This is a genomic window from Cellulosimicrobium sp. BMG9.22 (assembly GCF_059159975.1).
This window is the reverse complement of sequence record NZ_JBZGBY010000001.1, coordinates 1-13,706: the sequence shown is the minus strand read 5'-3', so window position 1 is coordinate 13,706 and position 13,706 is coordinate 1. Positions and strand designations below refer to the sequence as shown.

Below are 13,706 nucleotides of genomic sequence, written 5' to 3'. Positions count from 1 at the left end.
GATCGCGGAGGCACTGCGATGAGCAAGCCTCCGGACGAGCCCGGCGACCGGGAGGCGCTCGTCCGGCCCTTCGCGGTGTTTCTGCTCGTGGGCACGATCGCGTTCCTCGTCGTCGCGCTGCTGGTCGCGCTCTTCGGGGGCCGCTCGGGCGGCGACCAGACCGGACGGTGGGTCGGCGTCGCGATCCTCACGGCGGGCGGTCTGTTCGGGCTCTGGCTGTACGCCGTGCTCCGACGGTCCGAGGTGTGGAAGCGGGCGCGGGCACGGCGCAGGCGCTGACCACGCCGTCGCGGCTGATGCCGGGAGTGCATCCGGCCGAGCACGACCCTCCGCGCGCCCGAACACGACGTTGCTGTCGTTATGAAGGCGACGACGACAGCAACGTCGTGTTCGGCGCCCGACGCTAGGCACCGTGGGTCGCCTGATGATTGCCTGGGCGTAAGAAGTGCGCGCGTACAGGATCCATGTCGGACGCGGCACGCAGGGCCTCCGGCGTGAGCTCCTCCTTGCGGAGGTAGGCCACGGCACCGCACGTCGACGCGTCGGCGGGCAGGTCGCCGGGCGCGTACGTCGACACGAGCACGACCCGCACGTCGCGGTGCGCCGCAGCGATCCTCCGAGTCGCCTCGATCCCGCTCATCCCCGGCAGGTTGATGTCCATGAGGACGACGTCGACGTCGCCGTCCGCCGCGGCGACGACGAGCGCCTCCTCGCCCGAGGCGGCCTCCCCGACGACCCGCCACCCGTCGACGAGGCCCACCAGCGCCACCGCCACCCGGCGGAAGGTCTCCTGGTCGTCGACGACGAGGACCCCGGTCATCGCGGGACCTCACCGCGCAAGCGGATCAGGACCGCCATCACGCGCCGGTTCGTGTCGGGCTCCGGCGCGAGCCCGAGCTTCGCGAAGAGCGCGTTGATGTGGTTCTCCACGGACCGCTCGGACAGGTGCAGGCGGGACGCGACGGCGGCGTTCGACCGGCCGAGCGCGATCTGGTCGAGCACGTCCCGCTCGCGCGGGGTGAGGACGCCCAGGGGCGAAGGCCGCCGCGCGCGCAGCAGCGCCTCGACGACGAGCGGGTCGACCACGGAGCCGCCGGACGCCACGGCACGCACCGCGTCGGCGAGCTGCCCGGGCATGCTCACCGACTCCTTGAGCAGGTACGCACGGCCGGCGCTGCCGCCGTCGAGCAGCGCCTGCGCGTAGGCGGGCTCGGCGTACTGCGAGAGGATGACGACCCCGGGAGCCGGCACCCGGTCGCGCAGCAGGGTGGCCGCGCGGATCCCCTCGTCGTCGTGGTCGGGCGGCATGCGCACGTCGCTCACCACGACGTCGGGAGCCTGCGCGTCGACCGTCGCCAGCAGGCCGCCGAGGTCGCCCGCCTCGCCGACGACCTCGATGCCGGGGTCGAGGTCGAGCAGCCCGCGCACGCCCGCGCGCACAAGCAGGGAGTCCTCGGCGACGACGACCCGGACCACGGCGGCTCCTGCCTCTCGCGGCGCGCGCACCGCGTCGGCACGCCCAGGTCCGAGGCTACGGCTCATCGCGGACCACCGCCGGGAGCCGGCCCCGGACGCGGCAGCCCGCGCCGGCGGCGGTGTCGACCGTGAGGCTGCCGCCGAGCGCGCCCAGCCGGTCCGCCATGTTGAGGAACCCGTGGCCCTCGGGCAGGGCGGGGCCGAGCGTGAAGCCGGCGCCGTCGTCGGACACCTCGAACCACAGGTCGCCGGCGTCCTCACCCACCGCGACGCGCACGCGGGCCCCCGCGCCGGCGTGCTTGCCCGCGTTCGCGAGGGCCTCGACGCAGCAGAAGTAGACCGCGCTCTCGACGTCGGCGGAGTACCGCCCGGGCACGGACACGTCGACCTCGACGTCGCCCGCGCCCCGCGTCGCGGCGGACCGCAGCGCCTCGCCGAGACCACGGTCGCGCAGCAGCGGCGGGTAGATCCCGTGCGCGAGCTCGCGCACCTCGCGCACGGTCTCCTGCACCTCCTCCCGCAGCGCGACCACGCTCTCGAGGGCACTCTCGGGATCCGCGGCGAGCCTCGCCTCGACGAGCGCGAGGTGCACCGCGATCGCGACCAGGCGCTGCTGGGCGCCGTCGTGGAGGTCGCGCTCGATGCGGCGCCGTGCCTCGTCGGACGCGGCCACGAGGCGCAGCCGCGACGCGCGCAGGTCGGCGTTCGCCCGTTCGAGGTCCTCGAGCGAGCGCTGCAGCGCCGAGTCGAGGCGCACGTTGTGCAGCGCGAGCCCCAGCTGCCGGGCGACCTCGACGAGCACCCGCTCGTCCTCGGCCCCGAACGACCGGTCCCGGGCGACGACGAGCCCGTGGAGCGCGCCGAGGTGCGAGATCGGTGCGACGCGCAGGTCCGCCGTCGTGCCGACTGCGCCCGGGTCGTGCTCGTGAGGAACGTCCGTGTCGAGGCCCGGAAGCCACATCGCCGACCAGGCAGCGCCGCCGATCCGTGCGTGCGTGACGACGCCCTGCTCCTCGCCCCCCAACGTCAGCCGGCCGGGCCCGACGTCGGGCACCGAGACCGTGCGCTCGAGCGACGGGCCGAACCCCGTCCAGATCTCGACGCCGCTCGTCCCGACGGTGGCGCGCAGCTGCTCCGCGATGCCCAGCAGGAGCTCGTCGAGCGGGACGGCGCGCGACATGCGGGCGGAGAGCCCGGGTAGGACGTCGCTCACGGCAGGCCCCGTCGTCCCGACGAGGTCGTCGACGACCTGGCGCACGCGCGCACGCACCGGGACGGCGAGCAGCGCCACGACCCCGCCGGCGACGAGCGCCCCGCCCAGGAGGCGTCGTCCCGCGGAGTCGGGAGGGGCGCCGAGCCCGAGGACGACGACCGAGAACGCCGTGGCGACGAGCAGCGCCAGGGCGGCGCACACCGCCGCCGCCCGGAGCCACGAGCGCGCGGCAGCGGGGGCTCGGTGCGTCGCCGCGCACCACACGCCCCCGGCCAGCGGGAGGCACGCGGCCCAGGCCGCCCACGGCGCGGGCCACCCGGTGAGCACGTGCAGCGTGCCGACGACGGTGCCGGTCGCGACCGCACCGAGGGCCCCGGCCAGGACCCATCGCAGCGCCGTCGTCGACGGGGCCGTCCAGGTCGGGGCGACGGCGCTCATTCCGCCCTCAGCACCGTCGCGACGCGCAGGCGTCCCGCACGCCGGGCGGGGACGCCCGCGAGCAGGTTCGCGAGCAGGACGGTCGTGGGGACGAGCACGACCAGGGCGAGCACGGCCGTCGGCGGGACGTACTGCACCGGGGTGCCGTCCGCCACGGCGCGCCACACGGCCCGGCCGACGGCGATGCCCAGCGGGAGGCCGAGCGCGAGCCCGACGACGGCGAACGCCGTCGCCTGCACCGCGACGGTCGCCCGGTTCTGGCGAGGCGTCATCCCCACGGCGCGGAGCACGGCGAGGTCGTGGCCGCGCCGACGTACCGTCACAGCGAGCGCGTGCGCGACGGCGCCGACCGCGAGGACGGCGAGGAACCCGCCGAGCACGAGGGGCAGGCGCCCCACGCCGACGAGCGCTCGCACCTCGTCGGGCGTCTCCGGGAGGAAGGGGGGAATCGGCGCACCCCACGTGGAGACCGCGGCGCTCGCGGCGCTGAGGCGTTCCGCCGCCACGGCGGGGACGACGTCGTCCTCCAGGGTGACGGTGAGGAACCGGGCCTTCAGGGGGTGGCCGCCGAAGAGCGCCCGGTGGTCGACGGCGCCGACCCACGCCCCGTCGGCGTAGCTGTTGTGCCCCGGGAGCACGAACGCGGTGCCGACGACGTCGAGCGCGACCGACCCGGCCGGGCCGCGGACGTCGATCGTGTCACCGACCTCAGCACCGGTGCGACGGACCGTGAGCGGCGCGAGCGCGATCTCTCCGGGCGCGGCGGGCATCCGCCCCGACAGGGGCAGCCACCCGGGGTCTCCCGCGACGACGTCGGCGGTCAGGAGGGCGACCTTCGCCCCGGAGACGTCGCCCACCGCGACCCGGGCGTCCACGACCGAGTCGACCGCGGGGTCGTCCGCGAGGATCTGGCCGAGCGCGGTGCCGTCGGCCGCGACCTGACCCGCGTACTCCGTGGGGAACGACAGGTCCCAGTAGCCGCCGTACCGGTCCCGGTTCGTCGTCGCGTCCGCCATGCCCGCCGCGAACGTGAACGCGGCCGCGACACCGACGACACCGGTGACCGCGCCGACGAGCGCCGGACGGACCGGGACGGCACGGGTACCGCGGCCGGGCTCGAACGCGAGGCGCGTCCCCATGACGACGGGGACCGGGAGCCCGGCGCGCGACGCCGCCGCGGCGACCGCGGAGGGGCGCGGAGGGATGTGCCGGGTCGCCGCCGCGAGCTCCACGCTCGCGACGGCGACCACGGCGACGCCGAGGACCGTCGCGACGACCCCGAGGGCGAGGGGCAGCACCGCGACGGACACCCCGGGCTCGGGCTCGTACAGGCCTGCGGTGCCGAGCGGGAACCAGCGGCTCGCGACGGCGGCACCGACCGCCCCCGCGAGCGCGCCCGCGAGGCCGGCCGCCACGGGCGCCGCGGTCGCCGCGGCCCGGAGGTGGCGGGGGGTGAGGCCGGAGGCGCGCAGGGGTGCGAGCTCGGCGGCGGTCCCGGCCGCGGCACGGGCCACCGCCTGGCCCACGAGGACGGCTGCGGCCAGCGCGCCGGCGATCCCGATCCCGAGGAGCGCGGTCGTCTCGACCCGGATCGCCTGCCGCACCGGCGCGAGGTGCTCGGACATGCGCCACACCTCGATGTCGCCGCCGCCCGCGAGGGCCTCGAGCCCGGCGAGGAACGAGTCCGCGGAGGCCTCCCCGCCGTCCAGGCGGACCAGCGCGTTCGCGTAGGTGGCGCCCGCGCGGCCGGCGAGGTTCTCCCCGTGCTGCGCGAAGAGGGCGGGGGTGACGTGCACGGTGCCCCCGGTACGCGCGTCCCACCCGGAGTACCAGGCGGACCGCACGACGCCGACGACGGTGGCCTCGACGACCGGCCCGGCCGCGTCGGGCGGGTCGGCGTCCGGGGTGGACATACCCACGTCGACCTGTTCGGGCGTCGCGAGGTGCAGGGACACGGTGTCGCCCACGCCGCGACCGTTCTCCCGTCGCCAGGACTCCGTGACGACCACCTCGTCCGCACGGACCGGGTCGGCGAGACGGCCGTCGAGCAGCACCGGACGCTCGATCGTGCGCATCCAGTCGTCGTCGACGGGCGGGAAGAAGCCGCTCGGGGTGGTCAGGTCGCCGTCGTCGACCCCGTACGAGGTGATGAGGAACGCGGAGAGCGCCTCCACCTCGGGCAGCTCCCGCACGGCGTCCCAGTCGAACCCGGGGCGGTTGGGCAGGACGACGAGGTCGGCCGGGAGGGTCTGCGCCTGCAGCCGGTCCAGCGCACCCGCCCCGCGCAGCGCACCGGTGACCGCCGCGAGCACCCCGCCGACCGCGACCGCGACGAGCGCCGCGAGCAGCACCCAGGTGCGCAGGGCGCGCCGCAGCTCCCAGCGCAGCCAGGTCGCCGTGAACCCCATCGCACGTCACCCCTTGCTCTCGAGACGGCCGTCGCGCATGCTCACGACCCGCCCGGCCACGGCGGCGACCTCCGGGGAGTGGGTGACGAGGACGATCGTCTGGCCGTCGGCGTGCAGGCGATGGAACAGCTCGACGACCTCGGCGCCGCCGGCGGTGTCGAGGGCTCCCGTGGGCTCGTCCGCGAGGAGCAACGTCGGCGAGTTGGCGAGTGCCCGCGCGATGGCGAGCCGCTGCCGCTGTCCGCCGGACAGCACGGCAGGGACCTGGTCCGCGCGGTCGCCCAGCCCGAGCAGGTCGAGGAGGTCACGCGCCCTGGTCGTCGCCGCCCGGCGGCCGGTGCCCGCGAGCTGGGCGGCGAGGGCGACGTTGTCGAGCGCGCTCACGCCGTCGAGGAGGTGGAAGAACTGGAACACGATGCCCACGTGCCGACGCCGGAACTCGGCGAGCCACGCCTCCGAGCGGCGTTCGAGGCGTTCCCCGTCGATCTCGACCGTGCCCTCGTCGAGGCTCTCCAGACCGGCGAGGACGGACAGCAGCGTCGACTTCCCGCACCCCGACGGGCCCATGACGGCGACCATCTCGCCCCGTGCGACGTCGAGGTCGACGCCGCGCAGGGCGCGGACGGGGGAGAGGTCGCTCGCGTACGTCCGCCGCAGGCCGCGCGCCCGCACGAGCGGGGGTGTCTCCGGGGCGCCGGCGACGGCCGGTGCCGGGGCGGTCGTGCCGTCGGGGCCGGTCGTGGTGCGCACGGTGCCGGTGCCGGTCGTCGTCATGGTGGGCCTCCTGCGGGTGCGAGCACGGGTTCGTGGACGACGGCGAACGCGGGTACGGCGTCGTGCCGCCCCTTGACGGTCTGCTCGCCGAGGGGCCGCCACGCCACGTGCGAGAGCCGGTCGGCGAGGGGCGAGGGCGCGGCAGTGGGTGTGGCATCGTCGGCGGCCGCGGGGAGCCCGGCGACGGTCGCGGCGCTCACCACGGTGGTGCCCGCGGGGCGGGCGAGGTCCTGGAGCCGTTGGGCGAGATTCACCGTGTCGCCCACGAGCGTGTACTCGACGCGTTCGGCGCTGCCGAGCAGCGCTGCCGCGACGTGCCCGGTGGAGATGCCGATCCCGAGACCGAACGGCGCGCGGCCCACGGCGGCCCACCGGGCGTCGAGGGCGTGCTGCCGCGCGTGCATGTCGAGTGCTGCGAGCACGGCACGGGCGGCGTGGTCGTCCGACGGCTCGGGCGCACCGAACACCGCCATGACGGCGTCGCCGACGTACTGCATGACGGTGCCGTCGAGACCCAGCACGGCCGCGTTCATCGCGGCGCGGTGCTCGCCCAGCTGCTGGGCGAGCTCCGCCGGCTCCGTCCGCTCGGCGATCCCGGAGTAGCCGCGCACGTCGCTCATGAGCACGGACACGTCGAGCTCGTCGGTGCGGCCGTCGGCGAACCGGTCGAGGCGGGACGCGAGCCCCGACGGCAGGAGCCGGGACAGGGTCCGCCCCTGCTCCTCGCGGCGGAGGATCGCGGTGTGCAACGAGCGCAGCCGGCGCACCGCGTCCCGGCGACCCGTCGACGCGTCGCGGGCGAGCACGACGAACAGCTCCTCGATGCGTCCGTCGACGGCCTCCGGCGGTTCGCCCGTCACCGCCGCGATCGACTTCACTGCGCGGCCCGAGGCCACCTGGTCGAGCAACGACTCTTGCGCGGTGGTCAGCCCCTCGGTCTGCCGCACCGGTGCGAGGAGCGCGGCGACGACCTCGGGGTCGAGCACCGACCCGCCGGCCGCGACCTCGTGCACCGCGCGGCACAGGCGGTCACCGTCCGCGACGCGCGACTTGAGCAGGTACCCGTAGCCGGACGCGCCGTCGGCGAGCAGCCCGACGGCGTACTCCGGGTCGTCGAACTGACTGAGCACGACGATCCCCGTCCCGGGGTGACGCCTGCGGATCTCCCGGGCGGCGACGATGCCCTCGTCGGTGAAGGTCGGCGGCATCCGGATGTCGGTGACGACGACACGCGGCGCGAGCTCGGTCGCCAGCGCCACGGCCTCGTCCAGGTCGGCCGCCTCCGCGACGACCTCGAGCCGCGGGTCGGCCGCGAGGAGCGCGCGCACACCCGACCGGACGATCACGTTGTCGTCGGCGAGGAGGACTGTGACGGGGCTCACATCCCTATTGGGCCCCTCGCGGGCCCTTGCCACAAGGGGGAATTCATCGTCGACGCCCGGGTGCCAGCACCTGGGTGGTCGTGCGGCCCGCCCCCTCGTCCGGGCGTCGCCGCCGCGCGACGCTCGGAACGTCACGGTCCACGTCGAAGGCTGGAGGAGCTCATGGACGTCGCCACGCAGGTGCTCTCGGTGTCGTGGATACCGTCGGAGGCGGTGTCAGGCCTCGTCGACGCGGCCATGACACTGGGCCTGGCCACGTACGACGCGCCACCGCCGTCGACCCTCCCGGACGACGACGCCGTCGACGCGCTACGGCGTACCGGGGGGTTCCGGTTCGCGCACCGGCTCTCCGCGACCGCCACGTTCGACGGTGGTCGCCTCGTCTCCCACGACGTCGGCGGGGGCGTCGTCATGGGAGCGACGACCGCCCGCCTGGGGCGCTGGTCCCTCACACTGCCGGCCCCGGCGATGCCCGACCGCCTCCTCGTCGACGCGTCGCCGGACGCGCTCGTGGTCACGCGCACCGCCGGGGGCCGCACCGCGTTCCCGCTGCCGCGCCGCGTCGCCCGCCCGCCCTACGTCCGCATCGCGCCCCCGCTCGTGTGGACGACGCTGCGGGTCACCCTCCGGGCGGACGGGACGACGTCGTACGAGCTCACGGGCGCGAGCCCGTTCCCCCGGCACTGGGTGTACGGGCCCGACGGCGAGCTCGCGCTCAAGGCGGGCGTCGCGGACTGGGGCACGTGGTTGCGCCAGCCCGCCGTCACCGCGACGCCCTGGGGTGACGAGGACTCACCGGCTCTCGTCACGGTGGCGAGCACCGCGCTCGAACGCGAGCTCGCGACCGACGTCATGGCGGGGCGGCCCCGCGTCGTCCGCCACGCGACCGGCGACGTGCTCGCTCGTCAGGGCGACGTCGTCGACCCGGCGGAGGCCACGATGGTCCTCCTGCTCGACGGGGTCGTCGAGGTCGTCGTGGACGGGCGCGTGGTCGCCGAGGTGGGCCCGGGCGCGCTGCTCGGCGAACGAGCCGCTGTCGAGGACGGGGTCCGGACAGCCACGGTGCGCGCGCTGACGCCACTGCGCGTCGTCAGCGTGCACCCCGGCGACCTCGGAGACGCAGCGCTCGCCGAGCTCGCGTCCGGGCACCGCCGCGAGACCGAGGGGTCGGCCGCCGGTTGACCTGGGGCGCCGGGCGGGTCCAGCCTGGCGGGAGGGACCGGCGCCGGTCCGGCCCGGTCTGGAGCGGTCATGGACGATCGCGACGCCGCCCTCCTGCGGGCGCACGAGCACGCCGCCGCCTGGCTCGACTCCCTCGCGACCCGGCCCGTCCCGCCGCGGGCCTCGGTCGAGCAGGTCGCGGCCAGGCTCGGCACCGACCTCCCGGACGGCCCGACGTCGGCCGCGGACGTCGTCGACCTGCTCGCCACGGCCTGCGGGCCGGGGCTGACCGCGATGCCGTCCGGGCGCTTCTACGGCATGGTCATCGGCGGCAGCCACCCCGCGGCGCTCGCAGCCGACTGGCTGACGAGCGCGTGGGACCAGAACTCCGCCCTGCGGACGGTGACGCCCGCGCACACCGCGGTCGAGGACGTGACGAGCGCGTGGCTGCTCGACCTTCTCGGCCTGCCCGCGACGGGCGCCGTCGGGTTCGTCACCGGTGCGACGACCGCGAACTTCACGTGCCTCGCCGCCGCCCGCGGCGAGGTGCTGCGTCGCGTCGGGTGGGACGTGCGCCGCGACGGCCTGACCGGTGCCCCGCGGGTACGCGTCCTCGTGGGCGCGGAGCGGCACGAGTCGGTGGACCTCGCGCTGTCCTACCTCGGGCTCGGCACGCCCGACGTCGTGGCGGCGGACGACCAGGGCCGGATCTCGGTCGCCGCGCTCGAGCAGGCGCTGAGCGACCAGAGTTCTATCTCGCGTGACCACGGTTCTACTTCGGCGAACCAGGGTTCTATCTCGCGTCCCACGATCGTCGTGCTGCAGGCCGGGAACGTGCACTCGGGCGCGTTCGACCTGTTCGGAGCGGCAGTCGAGGTCGCCCACCGCCACGGCGCGTGGGTGCACGTCGACGGCGCGTTCGGGCTCTTCGCCGCCGCGTCACCGACGTACCGGCACCTCGTCGAGGGCTACGAGGCCGCCGACTCGTGGGCGACCGACGCGCACAAGACCCTCAACGTCCCGTACGACTGCGGGCTCGCGATCGTCGCCGACCCCGCGCCCCTGCGCGCGGCGATGGGCATGCACGGCAACTACCTCATCCAGAGCGACGCCGGCGATCCGTTCGACAAGGTCCCGGAGCTCTCCCGCCGGGGACGCGCGTTCCCCGTCTGGGCGGTGCTGCGCTCGCTCGGACGCCAGGGCGTCACGGACCTCGTCGACGGCTTCTGCCGGCACGCCACCGCGTTCGCGGACGGGATGCGCGGGCTCGACGGGGCGCAGGTGCTCAACGACGTCGTCTTCACCCAGGTGTGCGCGACGTTCGGGAGCGACGAGCGCACGCAGGACGTGGTGCGCCGCGTGCTCGACGACGGTACGGCGTGGATGTCGGGCTCGCGCTGGCACGACCAGGCCGTGCTGCGTATCTCCGTGAGCAGCTGGGCGACGACGGACGCGGACGTCCGGGCGAGCCTCGATGCGCTCGCCCGGGCGTCCGCCGTCTGACCGGTCCCGGCCTCGGCGACGTCCGCCGTCTGACCGGTCCCGCCCTCGGCGACGATCGGTCAGCCGATCATCCGTCAGCCGTCGTCGCGGTCGAACCACGCGCCCGGGCCGCGCCGGTCGTCGTCGCCCCAGCCGCGGTGCCAGCCGCCGTGCCCGTGCCCGCGGCTCTTCCCGGTGCTGATGGTGACGAGGTGGCCGTCGGGCGGGGTGGTCTCGTCCATCGGGAGCACGTTCGTCGTCGCGACGAGTCCCTTGCCGTTCCACTCGACGGCGCCCGGCAGCGGCACGTCGACGAGCGTCCGCGGCGTCCCACGCTCGATCACGGAGATCTTGCCGCCGAACATCTCGGCGACGTACACGACCCCTCGCTCGGTGACCGCGAGGTCGGTCGCGCCGACGAACCCGCTCGCGAGCTGCCGCACCGTCCCGCGCCACGGGTCGACCGTGTAGACGATGCCCCGACCTCCGAGGGTCGGGTCCTCGGGACCGCCCGGGAGCACCGACACGTAGAGCTGGCCCCAGGGCCCGACCTCGACGTCCGTCGGCACCGCCTCGAACCAGTACGTCTCGCCGATCGTGCACGCGGGCCAGCCGATCTCCGCGGCCAGTGCCTCGGTGATGACGTACGGCTGGGAGGGCAGGACGGCGACGGTGCGCACGCCGCGCCGGTCGATCGCGAGGATGGCGTTCGCGCCCGCGTCGGCGACGTAGGTGGTGCCGAAGAAGGAGGTCGTGGCGTACGGGTGGGCGTCGACGTGCCCCGTGTACAGGGGTGAGACGGGCTCGGCCGGCACCTGGGCGACGCACGCCGGGTCCGTCTCGAGCAGGCCGTACGACACGCCGCCGTCCGGGTTGTTCGCGGTCTCGTACGCGTGGATGTCGGCGAGCACGGTCGGCTCCCCGACGGGGTTGCCGGCCCGGTCGGTCCGCAGCGTCTTGACGACGGCCGACAGCGACGTCTCGCTCATGCCGTAGAACGTCTCGGCGAACGTCAGGGTCCCGTGGGAGTACGAGACCCCGCCCGCGTCCGCGCCGCCCTCGGCGGCGTGCAGCACCGTGGTGGTGCCGTCGGGCCGCACGGCCGAGACGAGCGCGGCGAAGTCCTGCGTGACGTACGTCGTGCCGCGCGGGCCGACGGCCACGCTCAGCGGGCCGACGAGCCCGCCGACGACGTCCGTGACGGTCGGGGGCTTGGGGTCGGGCCTGCCGCCGCCGTGCGCGACGGCGGGGGTGGCGGCCAGCAGCAGCGACGTCGCCGCTGCGGCCAGGACGGTGGGTACTCGTCTCATGGGTGTGCTCCAAGGTCCGGCAGCGTCCGGCTCTCGGGGGACGGCGCGCGGGTTGCGGGCGCCAGAGAGACCGGACGGGGTGAGGGTTGTCGTCGGGCCGGACGACGGAGGCGCGCGTCGACGGTGCGACGGTGCCGAGTACCGGCAGGGTGCCGGCGGCGAGGTGGCTGTGACTCGGCAATGAGCGCGAGCCAGAACGAGTGTGCACCCTCCGGCCGTTGCCGCGCCAGGGATCTCGGCCGGCCGGAGGGGGTGAATCTGCGGTCGTCAGCGCACGGAGACGTCGACCCACACGAGCCGGTGGTCGCTGCTCGGGAACGGGAACACGCCGGTGAGACGCGAGAGCGTGTCCGCCTGCACGGGCCAGAAGACACCCGCGTCGCGCACGCGCAGGTCGCGCGACGGCAGCACGTAGTCGGCCCGCAGGTTGCCGGGCGCGGTGTCGGCGAAGTCGGCCGTGTCGAGCGCGGGGTCGCCCTCGTGCGTCGTGTTCGCGCCGCCTTGGAGCGCGGCCGCCTCGGTACCGCCGTCGGAGCGCGGCGCCGGGTCCTGGACGCGGCGGTGGTCGAGGAGCTGGTCGATCGCGGCGTCGACGGAGTCCCCGTCGAGCGGGTCGGCGTTCTGGTCGCCGAGGATCACGAAGCTCTCGCTCGGGCGCAGGCCGCCGCGGCGGCCGTCGTCGTCGTACACGTACCGCGACGCCCCGGGGGTGACGTAGTCCGCCCAGAACCGGATCTCGTCGTGGTTGCGCCGCCCGTTGCGGTCCTCCGGGCCGTCGAACGTCGGCGGCGTCGGGTGCGACGCGAGCACGTGCACCGTCTCGCGGCCGACGCGGACCGGCACGTCCCAGTGCGACTTGCTCGACAGCCGCACGACCTCGAGCTCCTCGGGCGTGAACCAGTCCGCGGGCGCGGGCGTGGCCGGGTCGTCCGGGAGGAGCGCGCCCGGCATGTCCTTCCACAGGAACTCCTGGAAGGTGCGCACGCCCCGCGTGTCGATCGGGTACCGGGAGAGCACGGCCATGCCGTACTGCCCCTCGAACAGGCCGAAGCCGAGCGCGTCGTCGCCCCCGCCGACCGTGCCGTCGTTGTTGAGGTCGAACCCGCTGGGCACGCCCGTGTTCGACGGCGCCACGTACGCGTACCGGTACTCGATCGGCTCCGCGCCGCCCTGGGAGACCTCGAGGTAGTTGTCGCGGAACAGGTCGACGGCCCGGCCGTCGGGGACGTGGTCGAACTCGTTGAGCAGCACGACGTCGGGCCGCGTGCGCTGCAGCACCTCGGCGATCGTCGCGGCCTGGGCGTCGTCGGGCGTGGAGAGGTCGGCCTCGAGCTCGCCCGCGGCTGCCCGGTTCAGGCTCGCGTTGTACGTCGCGACGCGCAGGGTCTCACCCTTCCCGCCGTGTCCGCCGCCGTGCTCGCCGCTGTGGCCACCGCCGGGGCCGCCGTGCGCGACGGCGGGGCTCGCCACCGCGGCGACGCTCCCCAGGGCGAGTGTCGCGGCGAGGGCGGGCGCGAGGACGGTGCGTGCTGCGTGGGGAAAGGTCCGGGTGGCGGGTCTCGTGGACACGGTCGGCTCCTCGTCGTCGGTGACGGTCTCGGGTGATGTGTCGCCACCCTACGCACGCGTCGTCGGCCCCGGAAGAGTCGGCGGGCGAACGGCAGGAGAACGGTCGGTGACCGGCGCCGGGCGACGCGCGACCGTGGGAGCCCGGTGGGAGTCTGGGTCCATGAGCACCCCGCCACAGCCCCAGCGGACCTACCCGCACGGCGTGCCGTGCTGGGTCGACACCGAGCAGCCCGACGTCGACGCCGCCCTCACGTTCTACGGCGCCCTCTTCGGGTGGGTGTTCGAGGACAGGCTCCCCGCTGGCTCCGGCGAGCGATTCGTCGTCGCGTCGCTCGGCGGGCAGGACGTCGCCGCGATCGCCTCCGGGAACGGTGCGGCCGAGTGGATCACGTACGTCGCGGTCGTCGACGTCGACGCGTCCGCGCGCGGCGTGCCCGACCTGGGCGGCGAGGTTCTCGACGGCCCGACGACGGTCGGCCCGCCCGGGCGGATG

The 13,706-nt window shown here is 75.4% G+C and carries 12 protein-coding genes; 4 read left to right on the top strand and 8 right to left on the bottom strand.

The features are described from left to right. Positions 1 to 18 precede the first annotated feature (18 nt). The gene (locus AC4H2H_RS00060; protein WP_494368766.1) at positions 19 to 279 is read left to right on the top strand and encodes a hypothetical protein; all 261 of its coding nucleotides are present in this window, start codon (positions 19 to 21) and stop codon (positions 277 to 279) included. 124 nt (positions 280 to 403) lie between these two features. On the opposite strand, the gene AC4H2H_RS00055 is transcribed toward AC4H2H_RS00060, so the two are convergent. The 6 genes from AC4H2H_RS00055 to AC4H2H_RS00030 are packed head-to-tail and all read right to left on the bottom strand — an operon-like array spanning position 404 to position 7,691. Continuing rightward, positions 404 to 820 (bottom strand): response regulator transcription factor, encoded by a 417-nt coding sequence (locus tag AC4H2H_RS00055; protein ID WP_494368765.1) that lies wholly within the window; start codon positions 818 to 820, stop codon positions 404 to 406. Further along, positions 817 to 1,542 carry a response regulator gene (locus AC4H2H_RS00050; RefSeq protein ID WP_494368764.1) on the bottom strand — a complete coding sequence of 242 codons (726 nt, stop codon included), beginning with the start codon at positions 1,540 to 1,542 and terminating at the stop codon, positions 817 to 819. The genes AC4H2H_RS00055 and AC4H2H_RS00050 overlap by 4 nt, the downstream gene beginning before the upstream one ends. After that, positions 1,532 to 3,127, bottom strand: a complete 1,596-nt coding sequence (locus AC4H2H_RS00045; protein WP_494368763.1) for a sensor histidine kinase — start codon at positions 3,125 to 3,127, stop codon at positions 1,532 to 1,534. The genes AC4H2H_RS00050 and AC4H2H_RS00045 overlap by 11 nt, the downstream gene beginning before the upstream one ends. Then, positions 3,124 to 5,535, bottom strand: a complete 2,412-nt coding sequence (locus tag AC4H2H_RS00040) for an ABC transporter permease (protein ID WP_494368762.1) — start codon at positions 5,533 to 5,535, stop codon at positions 3,124 to 3,126. Before AC4H2H_RS00040 ends, AC4H2H_RS00045 begins: the two co-directional genes overlap by 4 nt. 6 nt (positions 5,536 to 5,541) lie before the next feature. After that, complete coding sequence (locus tag AC4H2H_RS00035; RefSeq protein WP_494368761.1) at positions 5,542 to 6,309, bottom strand: ABC transporter ATP-binding protein; 768 nt, start codon at positions 6,307 to 6,309, stop codon at positions 5,542 to 5,544. Then, complete coding sequence (locus tag AC4H2H_RS00030; RefSeq protein WP_494368760.1) at positions 6,306 to 7,691, bottom strand: adenylate/guanylate cyclase domain-containing protein; 1,386 nt, start codon at positions 7,689 to 7,691, stop codon at positions 6,306 to 6,308. The genes AC4H2H_RS00035 and AC4H2H_RS00030 overlap by 4 nt, the downstream gene beginning before the upstream one ends. A 162-nt stretch (positions 7,692 to 7,853) precedes the next feature. Between AC4H2H_RS00030 and AC4H2H_RS00025 the strand changes: the two genes are divergently transcribed. After that, complete coding sequence (locus tag AC4H2H_RS00025) at positions 7,854 to 8,873, top strand: cyclic nucleotide-binding domain-containing protein (protein ID WP_494368759.1); 1,020 nt, start codon at positions 7,854 to 7,856, stop codon at positions 8,871 to 8,873. A 69-nt stretch (positions 8,874 to 8,942) separates the two neighbouring features. Then, complete coding sequence (locus AC4H2H_RS00020) at positions 8,943 to 10,355, top strand: pyridoxal phosphate-dependent decarboxylase family protein (RefSeq protein WP_494368758.1); 1,413 nt, start codon at positions 8,943 to 8,945, stop codon at positions 10,353 to 10,355. 74 nt (positions 10,356 to 10,429) lie between these two features. Here the strand turns inward: AC4H2H_RS00020 and AC4H2H_RS00015 are convergent, their stop codons facing one another. After that, positions 10,430 to 11,644 carry a ScyD/ScyE family protein gene (locus AC4H2H_RS00015; RefSeq protein WP_494368757.1) on the bottom strand — a complete coding sequence of 405 codons (1,215 nt, stop codon included), beginning with the start codon at positions 11,642 to 11,644 and terminating at the stop codon, positions 10,430 to 10,432. Positions 11,645 to 11,911: 267 nt separating this feature from the next. Then, entirely contained in the window at positions 11,912 to 13,213 is a 1,302-nt protein-coding gene (locus AC4H2H_RS00010; RefSeq protein ID WP_494368756.1) for an endonuclease/exonuclease/phosphatase family protein, read from the bottom strand. Between the two features lie 160 nt (positions 13,214 to 13,373). On the opposite strand from AC4H2H_RS00010, the gene AC4H2H_RS00005 reads away from it, so the two are divergent. After that, positions 13,374 to 13,706: VOC family protein (locus AC4H2H_RS00005; protein WP_494368755.1), on the top strand; the 333-nt coding region annotated here is incomplete at its 3' end.